Raw genomic sequence first — 25,445 nt, 5'->3', positions numbered from 1 at the left:
AGGATTACTTTCTAGGATTATCTTCTGCTGGGGGCGTAGAACTTGTAGAACCGCTTTTCATCATTTCGGTAATTTTTGTTTCTTGTTCTTTGAGTGATTCTTTGAGACGTGCTTCTTGTTTGTCAAGTACAGTTACACGTGTTTTTGCCATCTCTGTTCTCTCTTCTAATTCATCAATTAGTTCTTGTTTTGTTGATTTTATCAAAACAGTTCCTGCTTGTTTAAACACGGCATCACCATCTGCAATTTTTTTTAATTCATCTAGTGCCTTTGCAGTTTCTGCTTTTTCCATCTCAAGATGTTGTTTTTGAGTCATAACTGATTGGAGGCTTTGCTGAGATTGTTGTAGTTTCATTATTTGCTCTTGAAGCCACGGAGGCATTTGTGGTGATGACATGGTTACTCAAAAAATCTGTTTCATTATATCTTTACCGATGTATGCCAATATTGTGTTGGATCATGCCTAATCTACGAATAATATATCTGGATTAGTGGCCAAAGAAAAGCACTTCATGCTGGGTTACCAAGAAGTTATCTCTAACACGGGTAAAAATTCCTTTTGAGACAAATCAGATAAGAAAATTTGCAGACAATATGTCATGATAGTCTAGATTTTTGCCCAACCACGTTCAAGTGAAGATTCAACAGATGTAGATTTTATTCAAACTGTTTGGTTTCCAATGTTTATCCAAGGTTCGAGCTCTGTAGAATCAGGTTTTTTGTAACTATTATACAGGTTCAAGATCAAAACCACGTTCCAGCAGCTTTTCATATGTTTGGGGTTTGACGCATACTGGAATATTTCCGTTATGCTTGTACAGATCAAGTCCGTCATTGCAGCGTATCTCGTTTGGCTGTATGTTAAACTCGTTTATCTGGATTTTTGGTGATGTATGTTGGTCCAAGATTCTTGCTGCTATCTCATATTTGTCTTCTCCAAATACTCTCAGGTTTTCAGTAGCATTGCTTGTCTGAGGATGGCGTATACGAAATTCATCTTGTTCTTTTTCTGATGGGAGATAATCATAGCTTGTAATATCTGCACATGAATTAAAGGTAACTGCAAAACTGGGATATGGAATTATCATGTCCTGCCTCTTTTCCCGTATTACCCATACACTTGCAGGATCAAAACTCAAACCCGATATCAGTGCCTCATCTAATGACATATTGGGATTCTTGTGCAAAAATAGTTGGGTCAAATAATCATTCTCCAACATACTTCTCTCATCATCTGTTGTGACTTTCAATCCCTCACAGTTTAATCTGTAAAGACAAGAAAAAGTTAATGAGCCAGGATGTGTGAGTGTCCGTTCATAATCATACTTACATTGATCCTGTTTAGCATCGTCCTCTGATGCTTCTGCAAAAACGGCAGTGCTATACAAAAGAACCAACAAAAAAAAGAGAGGGGAAAAATATATCATTTATTGTGTTTGTCCGGTGACACCTATTTGGTTTACTATTGTGCTGTATGTCATGAACTTTGAGTATGTATCACTACCAGAACAAGATGGTTGATTGAAGAACGGTCCACTACCAACAGTACCAAGGTGCATACCATAGAAGGTAAAGTCTGCACCCAAAACTGTTCCAACTGGGGAACCGCTGTCTCCTTTACATTGGGTGTATGAGGCATAAACACCATCAGTATTGACAGACTGTACGAATCCAAAAGTTGTACCAGTGGCCAGTCCTGATTTATAGACATAGTGACCTATGGTCGGATTGCCTGTTAGATAACTTGCAATGTTATAGGTGGCTCCATTAATATCGACTTCTTTGTTTACTGTCTTGCCTAGCGATAGCTTGACAAATGCGGCATCTTCATTCTGACTTGCATCATATACTCCATATGAGAGCGTACCAAGGATCTGTGCTTGCCAATTCAAATCTGTTAGAGATTGACCGGTAGGCACAACTCCAATTCCATTACCATTAGTATCAGCCGGACCTGGTTGATATACTGGTAGTTGGTTTATTGCGTTGGAGGGATATGTGTTTAGACCTTCTTGTAATGCATGGCCTACAGTGACAAATCCATTAACACTACTTTTTGTTGCTGGAAATGAGATTGTAGCCTTGTTACATATTTGATTGTATCCAGAATTACCAGATCCAACTCCTGCACAGGCTTCATCAGAAGCCATGACAGCGCTTGGAGTAAAGTGTTTGATTCCAACTTTAATGTTGCCTACATCATCAGCAGGGGTTGCTGGTTTTTTAGAGGCAATAGAATCTGCTTTGCTTTTGACAGTATCCTTGTGTGATTCGAAATAGTCTGAGTACAGGATGACCTGAATTGATTCGTCTGAATGATCAATGAATATATCATCTATCATTCCAGTACCATCGTATTCTTCGAGTATCTGTTGCTTGGCTTCAAGCAGTTTTTGGTATCTTTTTTCAGGAATCTCAAATAGCTTGTAGGCTTTCGCTTGTAACCTGTCTAATTCACCATAGGATGCAGCAAGAGTTTTTTTGATACTCTCTTGTTCATCTACATTTCCTTCTGATTCTAGATTGGCTAGTGTTGCCTCAAGGTCAAAGATTTTGACAGAAAGTGCTTGCATTTTGTCTCCCAGGTTTGCGATGTTTTGTTTTTTTGCTTCCATTCTCTGATTGTTGTCTTGTATTGCATCTGCGATACCCATCATTGAGAATGGCAGAATCATTGCAGCAATCAAAGAAGCAAACAAAATTGTTTTTGCGTTTTTTGTAATCATTGTCATTCCAACTAAACAGCTTAAATATAATAATTACTATTTTTGGTAAATTATATCACTATTTTCCTAGTATTAGTAAATAATTGATCTTATAGAATGAGTAATTTTACACACTATCAATTATAGTATAATACTATTTCCCATTATTGGTAAATAATATCAGTAATTCACCATATTTTAGATATAATGACAATCAGACGTCAGTAAAATCAATCTATCTTACACTATTACCGTTTGTAACATCACGAATCAAGATTACCTATGTCTTTGTAATGATTGCCCTGGTGTCTGGTCTGATTGCCCTTGGAATGTTCTCAAATGATACTAATCAACTGAATTCTATAAATGCAGCAATTATAATTTTTGGAACAGGGGCATGCGTTACCATGGCATCGCTTGCAACATACCTGTATAACGATCTTTATGACATAAAATCTGACAGTAAAAACAATCGCAACATCAGACTTTCAGATGTACAATACCAGTATAATGTGATATTTGGTGCAACTGTTTTGCTTTTTGTATCATCTGGAATGATTGCCTTTGCGTTGAATTTTTTTTCAGGCATTGCGTGTCTTGCATTTATTGCATTGAGTGTTGTGTATTCACATCCAGCAACATCACTTAAAGACAAATTCATGGTAAAGACAATAGTTACAGCAGCTGGTGCGTCACTGGCATCAATGATTGGGATCTTTTCATATTCAACATCATTGGAAGCATTTGTTGTTTCAGATGTTTTATGGACTTTGCCTTTGTTGTCATTTTTGTTTTATTTTGTGTTAGGTCCGTTGGGAGACATTTCAGACTTTAAGGGAGACAAGTTTGCAAACAAGGTTACAATCCCAATAAAAATTGGAGTGACAAACACGTTTTATCTAATGTTTGGGGTCATTTTTACAATATCCCTAGTGTTGATATTTTTGTATGTAATGTATGATACACATATCATTACGCCAATTATTGGAATTTGTATTTCTTTGTTGTTGGCATCATTGTTACAAAACACAAAAAGCAATCCAGACAAACAGAGAATCAAGCATGCAAGGAAATATTCCAGGTGGCATCTTCTTGGGATGCTGTGTTCGGTCCTTGTAGGGACACTGTTGTAATTAGATACTGTTACTTTTGGTTGAGTGTGAAAATTCTTTGTCATTGATTAATAATTTCTGTAATTAAAAAAATACAAAAATAGCTAAAATCTGTGCCTGTTTTATGTCTTTTTTGACATTTTTTGCACTATTGGTGATTCTTCTCTTGCCAGTTTCCACCAACCAGAAAATGTCTCTATCATGTCTTTTGCAAGCATGAAATTATAGCAAAACATTGCCTTGTCAAATTTTGTAACATCTGAGCTGTCAACTAGCTCCCATCCGACAAACTTTTGGTCTACAATTAAAATGCAAAACGGAATATTTCCGTATTTTCTCTTTATCTTTGCAGGATAAAATGGATCAGACACTATTTGTATGCGTTCTTTTTTGTTCTTGTCATTTTTGATTTTTTCATTTTTGTTATAGTTTTTGACCATGGATTCATCTGCTAGAACGGTAACGCTTACTCCTCTTTGTGCTTTTTTTATCATTGCGCCAATTATTGATTCATCTGAGAATCTAGATGCCAGTATTATCTCTTTTGTTGCGTCATTAATTGCATCAATTATAATTTGTGACATTTCATTATACTTTGCAGCAATAAAAAATGTATCATCTTTTGTATTGGTTGTAGTTGTCTTTTCGTGTATTCCAATCTTTGATGCAATCTTTGTAATTTCTGCATCATCGAATTTTTTGCTGCTCTTTAGTACTTCAAGTATCTCAAGTTCTTTTGAATCCTTTATTGTGTGCGGAAGATTTTGGACATAGTTTTTGTATATCATATTGCCAAGTCCAGAATGGATATATTGTTTTTGTAATCCTCTTTGTTTTTTTGTGGTCGTTTTTGTTATTAATCCTGAATCTACAAGCTGGTGCAGTCGGGTGTAGTACTGTTTTTGCGTAATGCCTATCTTTGAATGTGACTCTATCTCAGAGGGAATGCCGTCTTGTGCCAAAATGAATATGCTTAGCGCATCAGGCTTTGAGAGGATAGATAAAATATCAATCATGGAGCCAAGGTATGAGCCATCCACTTTGCCCATGACTTTGGAGCAGATCCTCTCCAACGGTGCAATACTGGGATTACTGGATTCCTGCTGCATTGTCATAGAATGGGAAATCCTGTGATTTATACCTGTTCTATGGAAAATATTATCGAGTATTCAGGCATGCCAAAGCATGAATATACCAGTTGGCTCAATTTTTGTTTTAATCACTAATTGGAAGGTGATGGTCAGTATTCCCCAGTTATCCTCTCATCATTTCTAGTAAATTATGTTAAAATGTGTCTTTAGATATATACATAAATGTATATATACATTAATGTACATTACATAGTATGAATGAGAACGCTATTCTGGAAAGGAAAACCCATAGTCCTAATCTGGATACAATACAGATGATAGAGCAAACAATTGAGAAAAATCATGATTTTAGAACTGTAACTAAATTATATGATGCATTACCACGCGGGGTACAACATGCCACTTTCAAGAAAGTTTTAGTCTATTTAGAAGACTCAAATAAAATTGCATATGATAAGAATGGCGCAGTATTCTGGATCTTTGCAAGAAACAAACCAGGGTTAATTGAATTAGAACAAAATTCAACATTATTGAGATAATCAATAACCAAATAATCTATCATATTCTTTGTGTGGTATTGCCATCAGAACATGTATTTTTTGTTATTTGGATATCCGACTAAGGTATACAATAAACGCCAATCTCTTGTAACTTTTACTCTTAACAAGTTATCTAAATCTGGATATTTTTTCTTAATGGATTTAGGAATCAATTTAAATTCGATAGATTCGCCCATTCTTGGATTCTCAGCAATCACATCCAAAATTGCATCTATTGTTTTGTATAATTGATCTTCTTTGTTCATTGATTTTAAAAATTTGATAAATTCGGGGGTCCACCTAAGGTATTCTCATGAGGAAAACTCCAACATTATGCATTTAAGAGATTTCTTTTTAAAAAAACGGAGAAGATATGTAAAATGAAGAAAATTATAAAATTTACCTATTACAAGATTATCATAAAAGAAGATTATTCGGTAGGTTGGTAACAATAGAATAATATCTTATGTGTATTTTTAAAAAAAGAGATCAGAAATCCCAATTGCAATTCATACAATACAGATTATTTTTGAAATCTACATCATACATATTTTTTGGATGGGTACATTTTGGAATCAATCCAGTTAGAATCTGCTTTTGTTCGTCTAACTAACTCATTGACTCTAATTTCAAAATCTGCATCATAGTACTGTTTTTTATAATGTAATTTTTTTCCAGAGAACATCATATCTTGTTTTTGTTTTCCACAAGAAGGGGATCTCCAATTAGAATGGTTTTTAGATATTTGCAGACTGTTTTTTTCATCATGTTACGATATGTAGTCCATGTTGCCTTGTTAGATACAACCAATTATTTCAAAAAGGTGGGTGTCTCATTAATTTCAATAATTTCTTTTGCTGAAATTTCCAATGTTATGCATAACCATTGAATCTATTTATTCAACACTATTGGATTGAATCTTTACCGATTCAATTGAATCGTAACTTGCCTGGATTAGTCTAAGAGTTGAATTGAGATTCGCTCGGAGATGAGTCAATTGTTCTGATTCGACTGAAATTTCAATTTTTTCATCAAACTTTATCTTGGTTTTTACAGGATTTTCAGGATAAAATTCGTTGTCAGTATTTACAGAATCAAAGATTGCCTTTGTTTTGTCTTTTGCATCAACTGTAATTTTTGCACTAAAGCTTAATGTCATATGCGGTTCCGGCTACTTTATAGCTGCATTTCTTACAAGACCAGATACCTACAGCGTCTCTGCCAAAAGTTTTTGAACCGCATTCAGGGCATGTTCTTTTTTCTTTTAGTTGGAGATGGATTTTTGTATATTGTTTTCTAAGTTTAATTCCGTAACGAGCGCCTAATCCTTTCAGTGATTTTTTTGCTTTTGCCATTTTATTGACCTGCAGTTTGGGCTTGTTTTAATTTTTCTCTTATTTTTGTGCCTATTCGTACTGAGATTTCCCCACATTGATTAATTTCATCTTGTGAGAATCCATCAGAGCCCCCTTTTTGTAAGGCACAGATATTTCCATCAGAGTCAGTCGTAATTGTAATTCGTGAATCCATGCTTGCCCATTCATCTCCATTTGGATCAACTATGATGTGATTTCCAATCTTGCCCATTGTTACGGATACTGGGATGGTAGCAATTGGTACTGGAGTTTCTTCACCATCAGCTAATGTTGGAGCATCATCAACCCAATTCCATTTGGGAGTTTTTGATGAAAGCAATGCTGCAGCTGCAGCATAAGAACACGCATCAAATAGATTGCCATCATAATCAACAACCACATTATCTGCAAAGACGCCAACTACGGATTTATTCTTCTCAATTACTAGTTGAGAAACATCAATCATGTGGCTTTCTCTAATTCCTCTATCAACTACTCTTGCCAACTCAATTACGTCAGGTCCCGGTGGACCAGTTTCAACAGTTGGATGAGATAGTGGTAAAAGTTCAGCAGTACAAATGAAAATTCCTTTGTCACCCATATCCGGGAAAGGTCTGTCAGGTTGGATTTTTACTCCACAAATTACTTCTGTTTCACCAAGACGAACTCGTGCAGAACCATTTGCTTTAGGGATTGCATTAGTTTCAATTGAAATTTCTCTTGGTTCGTCTAGTGCCCTACCATCTACTCTTTTTCCTTGCTCAAGTAATCCAAGAATTTGTGATTTCTTTAGATCATCAAGAACGGAAGTAGATGTCATTTCTAATCTCCTCCGTTTCCAAAGTATTTGTCTTGTAGTGCTTTCTTTTGAATATCATAAACAATTTTGCAACCGTCTACTCCCACTTGAACACATTTCTTGTACTCTTCTGGAGTAAGAACACCATCTAATTGTAATAATGTAATTTTTTCTAGATTTGGCATGTAACCAATTGGCATGTCTGCCTGACCTGCTTGGTCTTCTTCGTTGTTAACATCAAGAACTATAGTATCTGCAACTTTACCTGCAGCAATTGCTGCTACCATATCCCTCATTGGAATTCCGGCATCGGCTAATGCAACAGAAGCTGCTGAAAGTGCAGCACATCTAGTTCCACCATCTGCTTGTAATACTTCAATGAAAACATCAACTGCGGTTCTTGGGAATTTATCCAACATTACTGCTGGCTCTAATGCTTCTTTGATTACTTTGGAAATTTCAATCTCTCTTCTTGAAGGAGCTGGATTTTTTCTTTCTCCAACAGAGAAAGGCTCCATATGATACCTTACTCGTAAAATTCCTGTATCAGTATTTGACATGTGTTTTGGATGAACATCTCGTGGACCAAAAACACCAACTAGGATTTTGTTATCACCAAATTCAATGTATGCTGAACCGTCTGCATTTTTTAGTCCGCCAGCTTTAATCATGATACGTCTTGGCTCGTCCACTTTACGGCCATCACAACGTATACCATTCTCGTCCAATAGGACCATTGTTGCGTCTCTTCCGCCCATTATGATTCACCTTTTGATTCTAACATTTCTTTCACTTGATCAGTCAAATTAGCAACATGTGCTTTTTCATTAACCATCTCAATTGCCTTTTTAGCCTTTAATAATCCCTCGGGCGCCTCACATGAAACCACTACCCAGCCATTCTGGCCAATTGTAATTGCAGCGTCTGTTGCCATCTCTATCATTTGGATCATGGTACCTCGTTTTCCAATCAGGCGTGGGACCTTACTTGGAGAGATTTTTACCAAGTCGCCAGTATCAATTTTACCTAAATCTCTATCAGAAATTGTAACTAGTGGATCTCGTGTTCTATCGAAATTTGCAATTCTTGCAGCAACCAAGTCTCCTGATTTTAATTTGGATGTAAGTTCATCTGCATGAGCAGAAAAGTCACGTCCAAAGACATCTTGTGCAGGCAAGAATCCAACATAGCATGAATTTATGTCAAGTTCCCATGACAGTGATGTATGAGAAATGACTTTGCCAATAACTAAATCATTAATTTTTGGAATGTATTTTCCAGTAAGGGGAATTACTTTAACTGAATCATCATAAATTTCAGAAATGCCAATTGTAGTTGAGATTATCTTATTTCCTACAAGTTCTACATTTTGTTCAGGTCTAAATGGTCCTGTGGTTACTACATCGCCTGGAATAACGTATTTTCTTTTATTATCCATTATTTCATTACCTCAACTGTAGCAGAGCCTTTGGTTATAGAGCCTAATTTATCAATCACGTTTGGCCTTGCTGCAGCGGGTATTTCAAGTATTGCTTTTAGTGAACCGTTATTTTGCCATTCTTCTTTGTTTAGAGAACCTACTGATTTCAAAACGGCATATGATTGAGATGCATATTGTGCAGGAATTGTAATTTCTAATTTCAGATTCTCAGATTTTAGAGCAATGATAGAACGCAATTTTTCAACGATATCCTTTACTTGCTCATCTACAGTTTTGTGAGGATCAATTGAGACTCTACCGTCTTTCATGGCCTGCTCAATTCTGAGTGGTGGATGCGGCAGATGAGTTCTAGGATCTACGTATGTTTTGGCAATAAAGGTCACAATCTGTTTTTTCTTCTCTTCAATCATCTTTCGTCTTTGATCAGTTGTGAGATTCAGATCACCTTTCTTGAGAATAATCTCAGCAATTTCGGCTGGGTCTTCAGTTTTGAAAGCGTGTAGTAATTTTTCAGCAGTAGGCCTCGTGCCTTTACTAGCATCAGTGTAAATTTCATCAGAAACTAGAATTGCTGAGAGGTCCTTTTTCTTACCCAATCTGTAATCAAGTGCCGGGTCAGGCTTTACCATAATTTCAAATTTTTCTCCCTCATAGGAATATCTAACCAATGTGTAATCTGTCATTTCTAAAATATCTATGATAATTTGGTATTTATCTATACGTAAAACTAGCTAGATTTTTATGTGGACTTTGAAGATTTTGTTCAAGATTTGTCATCCTTAGAGGTAATTAGCAAAGATAATCAAAAAATAGCTATAAAGCTAAAAGGAGTTCCGTTACAATATGCAAATGCACTCAGACGTGTATGTCTTAATGGTGTACCAGTCTTTGCAGTTGATACAGTAGATATTATAGAAAATTCCTCAGTACTACCTGATGAAGGACTGGCACACAGACTGGGACTAATTCCATTAAAGACTGACTTGGGTAGATTTAACGAACCATCAAAATGTGAGTGTAAAAGTGAAACTGGATGTTCAAACTGCAGAGTAATGTTAGTTTTAGACTCTGGCGACTCTGATGTCACAAGAACCATCCTGTCAAACGAGTTATCTTCTGAAGATGAGTCAATTAAGCCAGTTTCAGATAAAATTCCAATTGTTCAACTTGCACCAGGTCAAAGAATCAAAGTCGAGTGTTATGCAAGACTTGGACGTGGAATAGAACACGCAAAATGGAATTCTGCAAATATTTCAACAATTATCGATACAGACAAGGAAGATGAGAAAATTCTCACAGTAGAATCTACTGGCGCACTAAATCCAGAGCAAATTATTCTTGCGGGAGTAGATGAGGTCAGTAATAAATTAGGCCAATTCAAAGAAACGATTGACCAGATTCAAGAATAAATTAAGCATAGACATTATATTTGGGTTTCAAGGCGGATTATTCACATGACTAATCAAGTAGTTATACGCATGGCAAAGGATCTGAAAAAAGCATCAGCTAAAAATGACGCTCCAATTTGGGCAAAATTAGCCGAATATGCATTAAAGCCATCCATTGCAAGAAGAGATCTTAACTTGAACAGAATCGGTCAATTAACAAAAGAAAACGACACAGTCGTATTTCCAGGAAAAGTTCTTGGAACAGGTAATGTTCCTCACAAAATTACATTATTCTCATTTGGAATCTCAAGTTCTGCTGCAAGTAAAATTATTGAAAAAGGTGGAAAAATTATAAGTTATTCAGATTTGATTGAACAAAACCCAACAGGAAAAGGAGTCGTACTACTTGGCTGAGCAAAAAACAGTAATCAGAACTGACAGACCAATTGTAGTTGACGGAACAGATCACATCGCAGGTAGACTATCATCGAATGTTGCAAAATTGCTAATTCAGGGAAACAGAGTTTCAGTTGTAAATTGTGAAAAAATTATGATGAGCGGTACAAGAGCAAACCAAATCAAAGAATATAGAGAATTTTTAGAAATTAACAGCATTATTAATCCAAAACACGGACCAGTCCACTATAGAAGACCAGACACTGTAATTGCAAAAATGATTCGTCAAATGTTACCATTTGATAGAAAACCATCAGGAAAAGAATCATATCAAAGACTAAGAACTTACATTGGCTCTCCAAAAGAAATTAAATCACTTGAAAAAATTCAATTTGAAAAAGCAAAAATTAAAAAATCTGCAGCAAACTATACATCAGTAGGCGAATTATGCAGAGTAATAGGGTGGACTGAATGACAACTCCAAAAACTGAAATTTATTTTGCAACTAGAAAGAGAGCTAGTGCACATGTTTACATTACAAAAGGACAAGGCAAAGTAAGAATCAACAATGTTCCAGTTGAAATGATTCCTCAAGAAACTGTCCGTGAAGTAATTTTAGGACCACTAGAAATAACAGGTGACTTGAGGGACAAAATAGATATTTCTGTCAGAGTTAGAGGCGGAGGTTTTATGGGTCAAGCCAGTGCAGCTGCAACTGGAATTACCAGAGCACTAATTGGATGGACTAAATCTAAGAAAGAGCCAAAAGAGCATCCACTTCCAAAATCAACTAGAGAAGATCTTCGAAAACGAATCACTGATTTTGACAAATACCTAGTCAGCGGAGATGCCAGACAGAAAGAACCAAAGAAATTTGGCGGACCTGGTGCTAGAAGAAGAAAGCAAAAATCATACCGTTAGGCTGTGAAGGCTATAATTTTAGCTGGCGGCAAAGGAACTAGAGGCAAGCCATACACCGAATATTTTCCAAAGGCAATGACGCCAATTAATGGAAAGCCGCTAATTGACTATGTTGTAAAATATCTAAAATCATTTAGTTTCATAAAAGAGGTCATCATAATTTCTGATTTTACTGGATTGGGAGGTCAAATCAAAAACTATTACGAGAATCAAAAAGGCACCGCCTTTGTTCAAGACTCACAAAGTGGTACAGGCGGAGATTTGCTGCACATCGAGAATAAACTCAAAGGTGAATCAGAATTTGTCTTGTGGTTTGCGGATAACTTGTGTGCCATCAATCTAAAAAAGATGCATGAGCAGTTTGTCGATAAAAAAAGTGTGGCATGTATTGCAACAAGATCAAAAAGAAAAGAAGAGACAGGATTTGCAGTAGTTGAAGATGGAATAATTAAAGAATTCAAAGAAAAACCACTAATGAAATTGCAGCTCTCCGAATGTCTAGGAATCTACATGTTAGGATCGGATGTTATTGAAAGAATAAAGGCCAAGTCAAAACAAAAAGAGATCAATTTGTCATTTGATATTTTACAGCAACTATCAAGAGAGGGAAAAATTAGTGCATATGACATTGGAGAAATAGAATGGATTGATGCAGAATCTCCAATGGTTTTAGAGAGAAATGAGAAAACAGTAAAGAAGATTATAAAACAGATGGGATTTTAGAATTTTTTTCAAACTCTGTAATTTTATCTTCATATTGAAAAGTTTGTGCAATGTCATCTAGTCCTTCTAGAAGAATTTTTCTCATATGAGAATCAATATCAAAATGAATTTCTTGAGTGGAAGTTTTGATGGTTTGCTTTTCCAAGTCAACGCTGACTGGGCCTGTTTCTTTTTGTAGAATATCAACTGTTTCTTCATCAAGCGAAATTGGTAAAAGACCATTTTTGAAGCAGTTGCTAAAGAAGATATCAGCAAAGGATGGTGCGATTATTACTGAAAAACCATAGTCTTTTAGAGCCCAAACGGCATGCTCACGACTAGAACCGCACCCAAAATTATCTCCAACTACTAGGATTTTAGAGCCACCATATTTTGGATCATTTAAGACAAAATCAGATTTTTTGTTTTCTGCCTCATCATATCGCCAATTAAAGAACAAGAACTTTCCAAATCCGGACTTTTGGACTAATTTTAGGAATTGTTTTGGGACAATTTGATCAGTGTCCACATTTACCTTATCCAGTGGTGTAATGATGCTTGAGATGTTTTTAAAAGGCTCCATTCTAGTTTAAATCCAATTTCCTAACATCTACAAAGTGTCCGTTGATTGCAGCAGCTGCTGCCATCACTGGACTAACCAAGTGGGTTCTTCCACCAGTTCCCTGTCTCCCTTCAAAGTTTCTGTTTGAGGTACTGGCACATCGCTCACCAGGAGATAAAATATCAGGATTCATTCCAAGACACATGCTACATCCTGCTTCTCGCCATTCAAAATTAGCATCAATGAAAATTTTATCAAGACCCATTTCTTCTGCTTGTTTTTTTACCATTTGAGAACCTGGAACAACCATTGCTCTAACATCTGATGAAATTTTTTGTCCCCTTACAACTTTTGATGCTTCAATGAGATCTTCTAATCTTGCATTTGTACATGAACCAATGAATACTCTATCAATTTTGATATCTTCAATTGGAGTTCCGGGTTTAAGATCCATGTAATCAAGTGCTTTTTCTGCACCTTTCTTTTGATTGGGGTCACCTTTTGCAAACTCATCAGGGGATGGAACTGATTCAGTTACATCACACGTCATTCCAGGATTTGTTCCCCAACTAACTTGAGGTGCAATGTCATCAATGTGTAAAGTAAATTGTCTCTCAAATGTTGCATCACTGTCAGTCTTTAGATTCTCGCGCCACGTCTCAACTAGAGACTCGTAATTTTTCGGAGTGTATTTTCGTCCTCGAAGATAATCAAATGTCTTCTCATCAGGTGCAATCAATCCTGCACGGGCTCCTGCCTCAATTGACATATTGCATATAGTCATTCTCTGCTCCATGGAGAGATCCGCTATTCCCTCCCCCATATACTCTATTACTGTGCCTGTCCCGCCTCCAGTTCCAATATTTTTGATAATAGAGAGAACGATGTCTTTTGCAGTAACTGCGTGAGGATTCTTTCTTTTTCCATCTACTCTAATTTCAAATGGTTTTGGTTTTTCCAACCACATGGTTTGAGATGCCAAGACATGCTCAACATCGCTTGTTCCAATACCCAATGCCAGTGCCCCAAATGCTCCGTGAGTTGATGTGTGACTATCTCCGCAAACTATTGTAGAACCAGGCAGAGTAATTCCCAATTGAGGGCCAATCACGTGGACTATTCCTTGATTGGGACTGTTGATATCAAATAGTGTGATTCCAAAATCTTTGCAATTTTTTTCAAGTGTTTGGATTTGGATTGCAGAAGTTTGGTCCAAAATTGGAAGAGACCTGTCATTTGTTGGAACGTTATGATCCATAGTGGCTATAGTAAGATCAGGTCTTCGAACCTTTCTGTTATTCATTCGCAATCCATCAAAAGCTTGGGGAGAGGTTACTTCATGTACCAAATGCCTGTCAATATAGATTAGAGAAGGACTGTTTGGTTTTTCAACTACAACATGGGATTCCCAGATTTTTTCAAAAAGTGTTTTTCCCATTTTAATCCTGGTCTGGCCTGTACTTGAAGAGGCCACCTGCAGCAATAATTTTTCCAATGATGTCTGAAAATGGTTTCATTTTGTACGTCCGGTTTTTTGTAAGATTTTTAATTTCGTTTGCAGAGACATCAATGTCTATTTCATCTCCTTCTGAGATTTCATCATATGCGTCTTGTTCAATTTCAATTGGCAACAAAAATGCGCCATCTACTGCATTTCTGTAAAAAATTCTTGCAAAAGACAATGCAAGCACTGCCTTTATTCCTGAATGAGACAAGGCAATTGGTGCATGCTCTCGACTTGAGCCACATCCAAAATTTTTTCCAGATAAGATAAAATCACCTTCCTTTACTTTGGAATGAAAATCAGGATCTAGTCCTTCCATTGCATGTGTTGCAAGTTCGGCATAATCGTGTACCTTGAGATACTGACCAGGAATGATTACATCAGTATCGATGTTATCTTGTGCGTATTTTATGATGTTTCCTTTCATTGCAAATCCCTCGGATCAGTGATTTTGCCAGTAACTGCAGATGCTGCTGCAACCAGTGGAGACGCAAGATATGTTTGGGATTCAACATGGCCCATTCTTCCTGGGAAGTTTCTATTTGTAGTACTGATACAAATTTCATCTTTTGCCAAGACGCCCATATGAGCACCACAGCATGCACCACATGTTGGTGGTCCAATTGTCACTCCAGCATCTAGAAATATTTTCAACAGACCATTTTCCATGGCACGTTTGTAAATTGAAATTGCCGCAGGTAAGATTTCGGTTCTAATCTTTACTTTTCTGCCTTTGAGAATTTTTGCAACAGCCATCAGGTCTTCGTATTTTGCACCAGTACATGAACCGATGTATGATTTATCCAATTCAACATCAGGAGCTTCCCTTACAACTGAAATATTTTCAGGAGAGAATGGTTTTGCAACAGTAGGTTCCATCTCTGATGCTTCGTATTCAAAGACTCTGGAATATTCTGCATCATCATCGCCTGTTATTAAATTAAAATTGGAAGCTCCGCGGCTTGAAAGATAATCAACTACTTTTTGATCAGGCTCTACAATTCCGTTTTTTGCACCAGCCTCAGTAGTCATATTACACATTGTCAATCTGCTCTCAACGGACATTTCATTAATGCCACTTCCGCCAAACTGCATGGTTCTGTAAGCACCACCATCAGTTCCAATCTCACCGATAATTTTTAGAATCAAATCTTTTGCCATCACATGATCTGGCAATTTTCCATTAATCTTAAAGTACATAGTTTCTGGAACCTTAAACCAAATCTTTCCATTTAACAACACATATGCAACATCAGTGTGTCCCAATCCACATGCAAATGCACCTAATGCACCTGTAGTGTTTGTATGAGAATCTCCACCGACATATACCTCACCTGGCATTACCATTGCCTCTTCGTGAGATATGGTGTGACAAATTCCATACTGTCCCATTCCATACTTGAAGTGTTTTTCAATTCCATATTGCTTAGTAAAATTAGATAGTTTCACAATATTTTCAGCTGATACTTTTTCTGCTGAAGGCACAAAATGGTCTTCTGCCACCCAAACCTTAGTGGGATCCCATAACTTGTCAACTGAGATTCCTTGTTTCTTTAGTTTGTCAAATACTTTGATTACGCCTGGTCCTGAGACATCATGAACCATAACCTTGTCAACATTAGCAAAAATTACATCATCAGGTGCAACGGAAGACTTTCCTGATGCACGTGCAAGAATCTTCTCAACAATATTCATAATCCAAAAAGCCTATTCTACAGATTAAAAGCTTTACAGAATGATGTAGGATACGATTTATCTTAAAGTGATAATATAGAAAAATTGTGAATTATGAGATTCTAAAAAACCCCATGGGAATGATTCATGTCTCAATGAACAAAGGAGAAAAAGTCACTGCAGAAGCAGGATCTATGGTATTTATCAAAGGAGGCATTGAGACTGTAACTTCAATGAGAAAGGGCGGTTTTCTCAAGACACTAAAGACAGTTGCATTAGGCGGCGAGTCGTTTTTTGTAAATAATTTCATTGCAAGAGAAGACAACTGCATGTTAGGTTTAACTGGAAATATGCTAGGCGATATTGAAGTGATTCATGTAAACGAGGAATTTATTGTTCAATCAGGGGCATATGTTGCATCAACTGATGATCTTACACTTGATACTCAATGGCAGGGATTCACAAAAGGAATTTTTGGAAGTAATCTATTCATGCTAAAAACATTAGGTAATGGAGACATGTTTGTCAATGCATGGGGAGGAATTTTATCAATGAATCTCAAAAGTGGCGAAAAGATGATTTTAGATAATTATCAGCTAGTTGCAATGAGTGCAAGTGCGGGTTACAGGGTAACAAAACATGGAGGACTAAAGACATCCATATTTGGAGGAGAGGCGCTAGTAATTGAGATTACTGGGCCAGGAACAGTATATTATCAAACAAAGAACTTTACAGGATTTGTCAGAACATTAATTCCATTTCTTCCTAAAAGAAATAACTAATTCTAAAATCTAATTTGCAAAATTCAGATATTGTTTTAGATTTACAAAACATTCGGATTTTCTAAAACTGTAGTAACAGAATCCAAATATTGCTTTCTGGTAGTGGGAATTGACTTTTATTTTGATACCATTATTTCATCTAAAATTTTACAGACTGTGGTGATTTCTGTTCTGGATTCTAGTTTTTCTATGGCAATATTTGTCAGTTCTTCTATTCATAATTTTCTTCTCTAGGTTTGCACACAGTCAGCCATATGGATTTTTTTAATTAGTGATCTAAGTGTCACTATCAAATTATTACAAATATAATTTGAGATTCATCAGTTTTTGAAATTATTTTATCTTGTATCGAAGTATGGCTAAAACTGAATTATCAAGTTCTAGTTTTTGGATAATTTTTGGAGAAGATGCAAACTCTATTTTGCATGAGGTATTTTTTGCAATCTCTAACATCCTCATTATTTTTTTGAATTGAGAATCAGTGTAATAGTTTGCAGATACAATTAGTGTGTCTACTGCCCCAATTTCTAAAGCCTTGAAAATAACATCATTTCTTTTTGCAGTTAATCCTTGTTTGACTAGGTTTTCATATTTTTCAATAATTTCTGTAACGTATTTTCTTCTGTGTTGATACAAATGGCGAATAATTTTCTTTTCAATATCATTAATTGATGTGGCAAAAGACAAGTTTTCTACAAACCTGCATTTTTTTGCCAACTTTGAATCAAGTTCTCCATAAAATTCTGTTTTTGCAGGACCAACGCCTCCCAACAGAATCAAATCTGAATTCAAATCCATCTCTCGAACTTTGTTTGCTATTTTCTTAAAGAAAACATGAATTTTGGTTTGTCTTGCCCTTAGAAATCTTCCTTGACTCTGCCCTCCCTTTCTATGTCTTCCTTGCAAGTCAATTCCAAGTTTAGATTCTAAAACTATCTGACTTCCATAAAATTTTTGTATTCTCGCAGATTTTTGATCTAGTGTGACTAGTAAAACATTGTAGTTGGTTTCCAGTATATCTTTGAATGGTTTGATGAATGGCTTTTTGCTTGCCATGTAAACATAGGGGAGTTTTTTTGAGGTGCCAATCACTTTGATGGTTACTTTGTTGTTTTTTATCCATCCAAAAATACACAGCGTATTTGTAAACTTGCCAGCAGAGACTGGATTGTCTTTGAGTTCGGCTATCCTTTTTTCAATTTTTGATTCGATTTTTTCAAGAGATTCGTTTCGCTTTGTTTCCTCCAGCAAAGACATGGTTTCTTGTCCCTTGCCATAGGGATAATATACTGATATGCATGGAGAATCAATCTGTTTTATCTCATATAGAAATCGATTAATCGATAGCCATTCAAGTGGAGAGATTTCATCAGGATTTTGATTATTTTTCACAAGAGTAACTTTTTTTCTTTCGTAAATAACTAATTCCTTCTTCTATTGAGCACCATACCTAAAATTCAGCTCATCAGTGAAAATATTGTCCATAACAATAAAAAAGAAACAGAATATTGAGAAATTGTGCAATTAACAGTCTTACCGCTTTTAGCAGAAAGAAAGCAAGAGACATTTGATGTTTTTGAGACATTGCTTGAAACTTTAGAAAAAAATAATGCAAAATTACAAGAAGGTGACGTTTTAGTAATTTCAACAAAATACATTTCAAACTCACAAGGAAGAATAGTTGATCTTTCAAAAATTAAAACATCAGAGCAAGGATTAGAGATTGCAAAAAAATATCAACTAAAGCCAAAGATTGCAGAAATCATAATCAGAGAATCAGACAAAATTTTTGGAGGAATAGGAGGATTTGTAATTACATCAGCTAACAACATCATGGCACCAAATGCAGGCATCGACAAATCCAATGCAAAAAAAGGCAAAGCAATACTATATCCCCAGAATCCTTATCTAATTTCAGAGCAAATTCGTAGAAAGATTTTCTTAAAGATGTCAATTCATGTTGGGGTTATTCTAGTGGACAGCAGACTAATGCCTGCAAGAATTGGAACATCAGGAGTTGCAGTGGCTTGTGCAGGAATTGAACCAGTTTTAGATATGAGAGCAAAAAAAGATCTTGATGGAAATCCACTAAAGGTTACATTTCAAGCAGTAGTGGATAATATTGCAACTATTGCAAATTACAAAATGGGAGAAGGTGGAGAATCAAAACCATTTGCCATAGTTAGAAACTCAGAAGCAAAACTTACTGATAGAAAAATTAGTCCTTCAGAGATGGCAATATCCCCTGATCAATGTGTCTATGTCAGAGGACTATCAAATCCACCATAACATTAGGGATTTTTTGGTTCTGCTTTAAATAGAGGTTTTTTGGTGAAAAAAATATGGAATATTTTACCACATATCCAAAGACAGTTTCATTTTTTGATGGACTAAAACACAAAATTGATGTTGATAACAAACATGGCGTAGAACAACTTCATGTAGTGGTAAAGAAAAGTTTTGAAGAATTGATGAAAATCTTTACTGAAGAAGGATTCACCAAAGTGAAACTTGAACACAAGCAACCAAGACAAATTGGAAGCGGTCTAAATCTAAAATTAAAGAAACCATGGGAGATGCACATTAGAATGGTTGATCTAAAAAAAGGATTAATCGGAATTCATGCAGAAGTTGAAGTATCAAGAGATTATCTTCAGCACTTGTTCTCACAGAGAACTCCAGTAGTTTACGAAGTAGAAGAGATTCTAAAAAAATATCATGTAGAGTATAGTTTCTGGCATGACAAAATTAAGAAAAATGTTAATGCAATTGTAGATAATTACAAAGTGAAACTTGCAACACCGAGCATTCCAGTGTTTGCATGGAAGCCCATGTTATTTGTAATTGGAACAATTGCCGCCCTTTATGGTTGGAAATATTTCAACACAATCTGGTAAATTTAAACGCCCAGACTTTCAGCTTTGGTCATTTCTAAAAAGACCTTATCTCCAACTGAAAGGCCCATCTCTTTGTATTCATGCATCTCAAGTTTTAATTGGGTTACACCTTGCATGCCCATTCCACCACCCATTCCGGACATCATCTTGTTTAGGTCCTTCATCATGTCATTCATGTTTGAGAATCCCATGACTTTGGGAGTACCAAAAGGTGATTGTGGGTTTTGAGTTGCTTCTTTAAGATCTTTAATTGATGATAGTGATACTACAACATATGGTGCCCCATCTGGTGCCGAATCAATACTTTTTACTACAAATTCTTTCTTCATGAATATAGTAATTTTATTCATGTAATTTTAATTTTAAGGTCAATTTGTCCCAATTTACAAGGTTTGAAGATTTAATTACAATTTTTAAGAGTTCATAGTATGACAGATGGATTGAAAACAACACTGACATACTATGGTATTTCACCATGGGAAATTGAAGTACTCTATGGATTTCTAAACTCACATTTTATAATTATTCAAGAGGAGATTGAGCAAGATGATAGTGATTTTGTTAGTTCACTAGATATGAAAATTCCGCTTGCATTTAATGAAGAATTCTTTCAGTGGTTTGATTTTAGACGCTGGGAAAAAATAAAAGCAGTTTTCAAGGAGATGAAGAGAAGGAGAGGCAGCGGCAATGCATTAAAGGTTAAAATTAATTTTGCTGGAAATCCCAGAATTGTTTTTAGTGTTGATGTGGAAGACAAGCAATGGTTTGATAATGCAATTGAAAAAATTGATTTTGTTTTAGAATTACTTCCACATCATCTTGATCCTCAAAAACTTCCTTCAGAAATTTCAGAAATAATCTACAAGTTTGATTCAAAATCAATTAGATGGAGACTGGATACTGCATCATCTGAAAATAGAAAATATATGTTTAGTGGAAACGCTTGGAAAGAAATTACTTGAGATCTTTTTGCAACGGTTCTAGTAATTCATGAAGTTCTTTGTATTTTGACTCTAGAAATTCTAAAGCATCATCAAGCTTTTTTGATTTTCCATACTTGAAACGAATCAGTTCGCGATGATGCCAAAATGTTTTTTTCTCATCAACTGAGAGAGTTGTAAAATAATCAGTACCTTTCAAATTGTCAGGAAGTTTCACATCATGTGGGAATAACAATTCCACAATAAACCATTCATCCCCATCAGGGTAATCACATCCTGTATCCACATCAAAGAAGACATGAAGTAGATCAGACTGCATAAGACCGTCATCATTAATTGAAGGATGCTTTATTGCAGATTTTTTAAAGTCAAGATTTACCAATTGGGGTTCAAAGAATCCCTTGATTATTGATTTTCGAAATATTTTGTTTGCCTCGTAAATATTCAAATGCAAAATACACTACTACGAAACTTGCCTATAACTTGTTAGGTTTGAAGCAGAAATTATACTTGAAGTGAATCCAATATTGCAGAAATATCAGTAATTGGTTTGCCATTTTGGGAGATGTTTTGTTTTGCAGGTGGATTTTCGTAATAATTCGGAATCTTGTCTTGTAGTCTTTGGGTGTAAGGTGAGATTAGTTCATTTTTGTAAAAGACTCCAGTAGGTATCTTGGTATCCCACTCTAGTGATTTAATGAGGGATTGAGATAGTTTTTCATTTACCTCTGGTATTGAATCATAATGGACAACTGGATCATATCCCTGTTCTTCGAGTTTGTAAATTCTCGAATGTCTTTTTTGTGCCTCATCTACTAAATCAGATCCTGCATACCAATCTCTTGTATTGATATCATTGTAAGTAGGACAGGGTTGCAGCACATCCAAAAATGACAGGCCTTTGTGTTTTACTGCTTGAATAATCAAATCTTTGAGGTGTTTAACATCATATGAATATCCACGTGCGACAAAAGTAAAACCACTTGCAACTGCAAGACCTATTGGGTTAACATTGAAATTTGTATTTGGAGAAGGCAATGACTTTGTCTTCTCTCCTAGTTTTAGTGTAGGGGATGCTTGTCCCTTTGTTAATCCATAAACACCATTATCAAAAATAATGTAAGTCATATCTACATTACGTCTTCCAGCTGCAACAAAGTGACCTGCACCAATTCCTAAACCATCACCATCGCCACCAGCAGCAATTACTGTCATCTCAGGATTTGCAATCTTTGCACCTTGTGCAAATGTCAAAACACGTCCATGTAATGTATGAACACCATAAGTGTTGATGAAGTGCGATGTTTTACCAGAACAACCAATTCCTGAAAAGATTGTTGTCTTGTCTCGTTGTACTCCCATCTCAGCTAAAGCCATTTGTATGGCATTGACAATTCCAAAGTCCCCACATCCAGGACACCAATCATTGTGTACATCTGTCTTATAATCTGCAAGTTTAAGCGCCATGCATCAACACCTCACGTTTGTCAGCTTTGTTTTCAACAATTTTTTTAAGTGAATCATAAACTTCAGTACTAGTCATAGCCCTGCCAGAGTATTTTAAGATGAAGTAATCAATATCGCGACTGACATTTTGTTTGAATATTTTTCCTAGTTGCCCTGACTGATTAGCTTCAATGTCAATAATTGTCTTGGCATCTTTGAGTAATGATGTAATATAGTCTGCTGGAAATGGATGCATTAGTTTTAGTTGAACATATCCAATTGAGATTCCTTCTTTTTTGAGCATATCAATTGCATCAAGAATTGGACCTTTGGCAGAACCCCATGAAATGACAGTATGCGCTTCAACCCCGAAAGATACTGCTTGTTGGGATTCAGGAATATCTTTTAGAATTAAATCAAGTCTTGACATTCTTTTGTCCATCATTTTTACACGTAAAACTGGGTCTTCAGCGATGTGACCAAATTCATCTGATTCATCACCAGTATTCCAAAATATGCCATTATCCATTCCCAATCTAGAACGAGGAGATACCCCATCATCTGTAAATGCAAATCTTCTATAGCCATCTTCTACTTTTTCTAATAGTTTACCGCGATTAATTGTGATTTTTTGAGGATCAAATCTTTTACAAGTAATTACAGAACTTGCATGGAATTTATCCATCATGTGAATTACTGGAACTTGGAAAATGTCTGCATAATTAAAGACATTACCAGTATCGTAAAAGCTCTCCTCAATGTCACCTGATGCATAAACAATCTTTGGAAAGTCTCCATGTCCAGCATAAATTGCAAAGAGTAAATCGTCTTGACCATGTCTTGTTGGAAGTCCAGTTGAAGGACCGCTTCTCTGATAGTTTGTAATTACAATTGGCACCTCATTCATTCCAGCCCACCCTAGCATTTCAGTCATCAATGCAAATCCTGGACCTGAAGTACATGTTGAAGAACGTGTTCCAGTTAATGCTGCACCAATAGTCATTCCCATTGCGCAGATTTCATCTTCGCATTGAATGACTGCAGTGGAGCCAGGTCTGTCACCATTTACTTGAACTATTTCATTTGATTCAAGAAATACTGATTCATCAGAAGCTGGTGTAATTGGATAGTAAGGTTGCATTCTACAACCACAGGCCATCTTACCTAGTGCAGTTCCTTGAAAACCTTGAACTAAAATTGTGTCAGGTTCTTTTTCAGTACCAATCAGTAAATGATTAAAAGATTCAAACTTTGCAGAGGCATAATTGTATGAATAGTTTGCAGTATCTTGATTAATTTTTGCAATCTCTGGCTTTTTTGCAAAAATATCTCCAATAGTTTTTTTCAATGAATCAGGAGGCATCTTTATCAGTCCCAAAGATAATGCAACACCAATAACATTAAACATTCTAACTAGTCCTTTCAGTCTAGGATTTTCCGTTTCTTCTGCAAGTGTAGCAAGAATTGATTTGAAAGACACAGGATACAGTGAAACTCCTTTTTCTTTTGCAATCTCTAAAACTCCTGCAATTGTAAATGGCTTATTTTTTGATTCTAATTCTTTGTGCAATCTTTCTTTGAATGGTCCATCAAGTGTGTGAACATCATCTGTTTTTGATTTTTCTAAATCAGAATCATAAATTATTCCACCACCAGAAATTACTTCATCATAATGACGGAAGATAGTTTCTGCATCAAATGATACCATCAGAGTCACGTCATTGACGTTTGAATTAATTTTCTCATTACAAATTCTTACTGTAAAGTAACTGTGTTCACCTTTGATGTTAGAGTAAAATTCTCGCTTTCCAAATATCTGGTATCCCATCTCGGCGCATACTTTGGAGAAAATATTTGCTCCAGACTCCACACCACTACCCTGTGGACCGCCTATTAACCAAGTAAAATCAGCTGTGCTCACAGTAAATTACCTCTTTGTTGAAGTATAATATTCTGTATTATCAAAATGATCAACCTCCAGTAGCTGCATCAAACAATGCACATTCACATTTATCGCGTTCCCCACAATAAGGGCAGACGCATCCACATTTGTCAATAGAATTGCCACACTCTACACAAATGGCAAAATCTTCCTCTTCTTCTTCGGCTTTAGAAGACATACGTGATTTAGAAAGAAATCGTATAAATGGTTTGAGATGAATCTCAAGACTGATGAAAAATAAAGTCTTTCTTACAAGAACACTACATGACTTTGCATTAAAAGAATTAAAAAAAAGATACCAGATAGAAGTTCATTCAGGAAAAATTCCAATTCCTCAAACAAAGCTTCGATCAAAAATAAGAGAGGTAGATGGCATCATCTGCTTTCCGTATGACAAAATCAATAAAGAGACTATCGATTTGGCAAAGAATCTAAAAGTGATTAGCACCTTCAGCGTAGGTTTTGATCATATTGATGTCAATTATGCCAAGAAAAAGAAAATTCGTGTTGGGTATACCCCAGAAGTACTCACTGATGCAACTGCAGATTTGGCATTCACATTATTACTTGATGTATTAAGAAGAGTTTCTGAAGGTGACAGAATTATTCGAGAAGGCAAATGGAAAGTAATCTATGGAGCACACGATTATGTAGGAGTGGATCTGCAAGGAAAGACTCTGGGCATTTTAGGTCTAGGAAGAATTGGCAGAACACTTGCAAAAAGAGCAAAAGCGTTTGATATGAATATTGTATATCACAATAGAAATCGCATCTCAAAGAGTAAAGAAAAGACATTGGGTGCAAAATTTGTCTCATTTGAAAAACTAGTTGCACAAAGTGACATCATTTCAATTCATGTTCCACACACCAAAGAGACAGATCATTTGTTTGACATCAAAGTTTTTAGAAAAATGAAAAAATCTGCATTTTTAATCAATACTGCAAGAGGAAGGATAGTAAATGAAAAAGAGCTTGTAGTAGCTCTCAAGAAAAATATCATTGCAGGTGCAGGGTTAGATGTGTTTGAGGAAGAGCCAATCAGTACAAAAAATCCATTAACAAAATTGCAAAATGTCGTACTTGCACCACACATAGGCAGTTCAACTAAAGAGACAAGGGCCAAGATGGCAGAAATTACAGTAAAAAATTTGAATCTAGGTATGAATGGAAAAAAGCCGATCTATTCGGTAGGATACTGAGTTTTACGCTTGAGTGATCATCTAAAACAATGTGCGGTTTTTATATTGA

At 35.8% G+C, this 25,445-nt stretch carries 33 protein-coding genes and 1 pseudogene; 12 read left to right on the top strand and 22 right to left on the bottom strand.

What is annotated here, in order from left to right:
- Positions 1 to 4: 4 nt before the first annotated feature.
- The 3 genes from C5F50_RS03235 to C5F50_RS03225 all read right to left on the bottom strand — a co-directional run bounded on the left by C5F50_RS03235 (position 5) and on the right by C5F50_RS03225 (position 2,726).
- Positions 5 to 397, bottom strand: a complete 393-nt coding sequence (locus C5F50_RS03235) for a prefoldin subunit beta (protein WP_179372262.1) — start codon at positions 395 to 397, stop codon at positions 5 to 7.
- 331 nt (positions 398 to 728) lie between these two features.
- On the bottom strand, positions 729 to 1,397 hold the full coding sequence (locus C5F50_RS03230; RefSeq protein WP_179372261.1) for a hypothetical protein: 669 nt from the start codon (positions 1,395 to 1,397) through the stop codon (positions 729 to 731).
- A 30-nt stretch (positions 1,398 to 1,427) separates the two neighbouring features.
- The gene (locus C5F50_RS03225) at positions 1,428 to 2,726 is read right to left on the bottom strand and encodes a hypothetical protein (protein ID WP_179372260.1); all 1,299 of its coding nucleotides are present in this window, start codon (positions 2,724 to 2,726) and stop codon (positions 1,428 to 1,430) included.
- Positions 2,727 to 2,872: 146 nt separating this feature from the next.
- On the opposite strand from C5F50_RS03225, the gene C5F50_RS03220 reads away from it, so the two are divergent.
- Positions 2,873 to 3,838 carry a UbiA prenyltransferase family protein gene (locus C5F50_RS03220; protein ID WP_179372259.1) on the top strand — a complete coding sequence of 322 codons (966 nt, stop codon included), beginning with the start codon at positions 2,873 to 2,875 and terminating at the stop codon, positions 3,836 to 3,838.
- A 101-nt stretch (positions 3,839 to 3,939) separates the two neighbouring features.
- Here the strand turns inward: C5F50_RS03220 and C5F50_RS03215 are convergent, their stop codons facing one another.
- Complete coding sequence (locus C5F50_RS03215) at positions 3,940 to 4,926, bottom strand: phospholipase D-like domain-containing protein (RefSeq protein ID WP_179372258.1); 987 nt, start codon at positions 4,924 to 4,926, stop codon at positions 3,940 to 3,942.
- A 236-nt stretch (positions 4,927 to 5,162) separates the two neighbouring features.
- On the opposite strand from C5F50_RS03215, the gene C5F50_RS03210 reads away from it, so the two are divergent.
- Positions 5,163 to 5,447, top strand: coding sequence for a hypothetical protein (locus tag C5F50_RS03210; RefSeq protein WP_179372257.1), 285 nt, complete (start codon positions 5,163 to 5,165; stop codon positions 5,445 to 5,447).
- A 44-nt stretch (positions 5,448 to 5,491) separates the two neighbouring features.
- Here the strand turns inward: C5F50_RS03210 and C5F50_RS03205 are convergent.
- From C5F50_RS03205 to C5F50_RS03170, 8 genes and pseudogenes are all read right to left on the bottom strand, one after another.
- Positions 5,492 to 5,740, bottom strand: a pseudogene (locus C5F50_RS03205) (hypothetical protein); the annotation flags it as partial.
- 248 nt (positions 5,741 to 5,988) lie between these two features.
- Positions 5,989 to 6,135, bottom strand: coding sequence for a hypothetical protein (locus C5F50_RS03200; protein WP_179372255.1), 147 nt, complete (start codon positions 6,133 to 6,135; stop codon positions 5,989 to 5,991).
- 207 nt (positions 6,136 to 6,342) lie between these two features.
- Complete coding sequence (locus tag C5F50_RS03195) at positions 6,343 to 6,606, bottom strand: KEOPS complex subunit Pcc1 (protein ID WP_179372254.1); 264 nt, start codon at positions 6,604 to 6,606, stop codon at positions 6,343 to 6,345.
- Complete coding sequence (locus C5F50_RS03190; protein ID WP_048117285.1) at positions 6,590 to 6,802, bottom strand: eL43 family ribosomal protein; 213 nt, start codon at positions 6,800 to 6,802, stop codon at positions 6,590 to 6,592. Before C5F50_RS03190 ends, C5F50_RS03195 begins: the two co-directional genes overlap by 17 nt.
- A 1-nt stretch (position 6,803) precedes the next feature.
- Positions 6,804 to 7,622, bottom strand: coding sequence for an exosome complex protein Rrp42 (gene rrp42, locus C5F50_RS03185; protein WP_179372253.1), 819 nt, complete (start codon positions 7,620 to 7,622; stop codon positions 6,804 to 6,806).
- Between the two features lie 2 nt (positions 7,623 to 7,624).
- Positions 7,625 to 8,359: an exosome complex exonuclease Rrp41 gene (gene rrp41 / locus C5F50_RS03180; RefSeq protein WP_179372252.1), complete on the bottom strand. Its 735-nt coding sequence runs from the start codon at positions 8,357 to 8,359 to the stop codon at positions 7,625 to 7,627.
- A complete protein-coding gene (rrp4, locus tag C5F50_RS03175) occupies positions 8,359 to 9,039 on the bottom strand; it encodes an exosome complex RNA-binding protein Rrp4 (RefSeq protein WP_179372251.1) in 681 nt (226 codons plus the stop codon). Before rrp4 ends, rrp41 begins: the two co-directional genes overlap by 1 nt.
- Entirely contained in the window at positions 9,039 to 9,725 is a 687-nt protein-coding gene (locus C5F50_RS03170; protein WP_179372250.1) for a ribosome assembly factor SBDS, read from the bottom strand. Before C5F50_RS03170 ends, rrp4 begins: the two co-directional genes overlap by 1 nt.
- 60 nt (positions 9,726 to 9,785) lie before the next feature.
- Here C5F50_RS03170 and C5F50_RS03165 point away from each other — a divergent pair, with 60 nt between their 5' ends.
- From C5F50_RS03165 to C5F50_RS03145, 5 genes are read left to right on the top strand one after another with little or no spacing between them, the layout of a single operon-like run.
- Positions 9,786 to 10,451, top strand: coding sequence for a DNA-directed RNA polymerase subunit D (locus tag C5F50_RS03165; protein WP_179372249.1), 666 nt, complete (start codon positions 9,786 to 9,788; stop codon positions 10,449 to 10,451).
- Positions 10,452 to 10,496: 45 nt separating this feature from the next.
- Positions 10,497 to 10,844: a 50S ribosomal protein L18e gene (locus tag C5F50_RS03160; RefSeq protein ID WP_179372248.1), complete on the top strand. Its 348-nt coding sequence runs from the start codon at positions 10,497 to 10,499 to the stop codon at positions 10,842 to 10,844.
- Positions 10,837 to 11,301 carry a 50S ribosomal protein L13 gene (gene rplM, locus C5F50_RS03155; protein ID WP_179372247.1) on the top strand — a complete coding sequence of 155 codons (465 nt, stop codon included), beginning with the start codon at positions 10,837 to 10,839 and terminating at the stop codon, positions 11,299 to 11,301. Before C5F50_RS03160 ends, rplM begins: the two co-directional genes overlap by 8 nt.
- Complete coding sequence (gene rpsI / locus C5F50_RS03150; protein WP_179372246.1) at positions 11,298 to 11,747, top strand: 30S ribosomal protein S9; 450 nt, start codon at positions 11,298 to 11,300, stop codon at positions 11,745 to 11,747. The genes rplM and rpsI overlap by 4 nt, the downstream gene beginning before the upstream one ends.
- 3 nt (positions 11,748 to 11,750) lie before the next feature.
- Positions 11,751 to 12,470, top strand: coding sequence for a nucleotidyltransferase family protein (locus C5F50_RS03145; RefSeq protein WP_179372245.1), 720 nt, complete (start codon positions 11,751 to 11,753; stop codon positions 12,468 to 12,470).
- On the opposite strand, the gene leuD is transcribed toward C5F50_RS03145, so the two are convergent.
- Genes leuD through C5F50_RS03125 form a run of 4 tightly spaced genes read right to left on the bottom strand, consistent with a single transcriptional unit; the run spans position 12,448 to position 16,210 of the window.
- The gene (gene leuD / locus C5F50_RS03140; protein WP_179372244.1) at positions 12,448 to 13,032 is read right to left on the bottom strand and encodes a 3-isopropylmalate dehydratase small subunit; all 585 of its coding nucleotides are present in this window, start codon (positions 13,030 to 13,032) and stop codon (positions 12,448 to 12,450) included. The two genes, C5F50_RS03145 and leuD, sit on opposite strands and share 23 nt — an antisense overlap.
- A gap of 1 nt (position 13,033) precedes the next feature.
- Positions 13,034 to 14,449 carry a 3-isopropylmalate dehydratase large subunit gene (gene leuC, locus C5F50_RS03135; RefSeq protein WP_179372243.1) on the bottom strand — a complete coding sequence of 472 codons (1,416 nt, stop codon included), beginning with the start codon at positions 14,447 to 14,449 and terminating at the stop codon, positions 13,034 to 13,036.
- A gap of 1 nt (position 14,450) precedes the next feature.
- Positions 14,451 to 14,942 carry a LeuD/DmdB family oxidoreductase small subunit gene (locus C5F50_RS03130; RefSeq protein WP_179372242.1) on the bottom strand — a complete coding sequence of 164 codons (492 nt, stop codon included), beginning with the start codon at positions 14,940 to 14,942 and terminating at the stop codon, positions 14,451 to 14,453.
- Positions 14,939 to 16,210, bottom strand: coding sequence for a 3-isopropylmalate dehydratase large subunit (locus C5F50_RS03125; protein WP_179372241.1), 1,272 nt, complete (start codon positions 16,208 to 16,210; stop codon positions 14,939 to 14,941). The genes C5F50_RS03130 and C5F50_RS03125 overlap by 4 nt, the downstream gene beginning before the upstream one ends.
- Positions 16,211 to 16,296: 86 nt before the next feature.
- Here C5F50_RS03125 and C5F50_RS03120 point away from each other — a divergent pair, with 86 nt between their 5' ends.
- Complete coding sequence (locus C5F50_RS03120) at positions 16,297 to 16,971, top strand: TIGR00266 family protein (RefSeq protein WP_179372240.1); 675 nt, start codon at positions 16,297 to 16,299, stop codon at positions 16,969 to 16,971.
- 333 nt (positions 16,972 to 17,304) lie between these two features.
- On the opposite strand, the gene C5F50_RS03115 is transcribed toward C5F50_RS03120, so the two are convergent.
- A complete protein-coding gene (locus tag C5F50_RS03115; RefSeq protein WP_179372239.1) occupies positions 17,305 to 18,363 on the bottom strand; it encodes a baeRF10 domain-containing protein in 1,059 nt (352 codons plus the stop codon).
- Positions 18,364 to 18,489: 126 nt separating this feature from the next.
- Here C5F50_RS03115 and C5F50_RS03110 point away from each other — a divergent pair, with 126 nt between their 5' ends.
- Both C5F50_RS03110 and C5F50_RS03105 read left to right on the top strand, forming a co-directional pair.
- Positions 18,490 to 19,260: a coenzyme F420-0:L-glutamate ligase gene (locus C5F50_RS03110; protein WP_179372238.1), complete on the top strand. Its 771-nt coding sequence runs from the start codon at positions 18,490 to 18,492 to the stop codon at positions 19,258 to 19,260.
- Positions 19,261 to 19,313: 53 nt separating this feature from the next.
- Positions 19,314 to 19,868, top strand: a complete 555-nt coding sequence (locus tag C5F50_RS03105; RefSeq protein WP_179372237.1) for a hypothetical protein — start codon at positions 19,314 to 19,316, stop codon at positions 19,866 to 19,868.
- Positions 19,869 to 19,870: 2 nt separating this feature from the next.
- Here C5F50_RS03105 and C5F50_RS03100 read toward each other — a convergent pair whose 3' ends face one another.
- Positions 19,871 to 20,197: a hypothetical protein gene (locus C5F50_RS03100; RefSeq protein ID WP_179372236.1), complete on the bottom strand. Its 327-nt coding sequence runs from the start codon at positions 20,195 to 20,197 to the stop codon at positions 19,871 to 19,873.
- A 99-nt stretch (positions 20,198 to 20,296) separates the two neighbouring features.
- Between C5F50_RS03100 and C5F50_RS03095 the strand changes: the two genes are divergently transcribed.
- On the top strand, positions 20,297 to 20,830 hold the full coding sequence (locus tag C5F50_RS03095) for a hypothetical protein (protein ID WP_179372235.1): 534 nt from the start codon (positions 20,297 to 20,299) through the stop codon (positions 20,828 to 20,830).
- On the opposite strand, the gene C5F50_RS03090 is transcribed toward C5F50_RS03095, so the two are convergent.
- From C5F50_RS03090 to C5F50_RS03075, 4 genes are read right to left on the bottom strand one after another with little or no spacing between them, the layout of a single operon-like run.
- Positions 20,823 to 21,263, bottom strand: a complete 441-nt coding sequence (locus tag C5F50_RS03090) for a hypothetical protein (RefSeq protein ID WP_179372234.1) — start codon at positions 21,261 to 21,263, stop codon at positions 20,823 to 20,825. The two genes, C5F50_RS03095 and C5F50_RS03090, sit on opposite strands and share 8 nt — an antisense overlap.
- 50 nt (positions 21,264 to 21,313) lie before the next feature.
- Entirely contained in the window at positions 21,314 to 22,276 is a 963-nt protein-coding gene (locus C5F50_RS03085) for a 2-oxoacid:ferredoxin oxidoreductase subunit beta (RefSeq protein ID WP_179372233.1), read from the bottom strand.
- Positions 22,266 to 24,176 carry a 2-oxoacid:ferredoxin oxidoreductase subunit alpha gene (locus C5F50_RS03080; protein WP_179372232.1) on the bottom strand — a complete coding sequence of 637 codons (1,911 nt, stop codon included), beginning with the start codon at positions 24,174 to 24,176 and terminating at the stop codon, positions 22,266 to 22,268. The genes C5F50_RS03085 and C5F50_RS03080 overlap by 11 nt, the downstream gene beginning before the upstream one ends.
- Positions 24,177 to 24,225: 49 nt before the next feature.
- Entirely contained in the window at positions 24,226 to 24,375 is a 150-nt protein-coding gene (locus tag C5F50_RS03075) for a hypothetical protein (protein ID WP_179372231.1), read from the bottom strand.
- A 52-nt stretch (positions 24,376 to 24,427) separates the two neighbouring features.
- Between C5F50_RS03075 and C5F50_RS03070 the strand changes: the two genes are divergently transcribed.
- Positions 24,428 to 25,396, top strand: a complete 969-nt coding sequence (locus tag C5F50_RS03070) for a 2-hydroxyacid dehydrogenase (RefSeq protein WP_179372230.1) — start codon at positions 24,428 to 24,430, stop codon at positions 25,394 to 25,396.
- Positions 25,397 to 25,445 lie beyond the last annotated feature (49 nt).

Source organism: Nitrosopumilus ureiphilus (genome assembly GCF_013407185.1).
Lineage (GTDB): Archaea > Thermoproteota > Nitrososphaeria > Nitrososphaerales > Nitrosopumilaceae > Nitrosopumilus > Nitrosopumilus ureiphilus.
The sequence above is the reverse complement of the archived record's forward strand: the minus strand, read 5'-3'. Positions and strand labels throughout refer to the sequence as shown.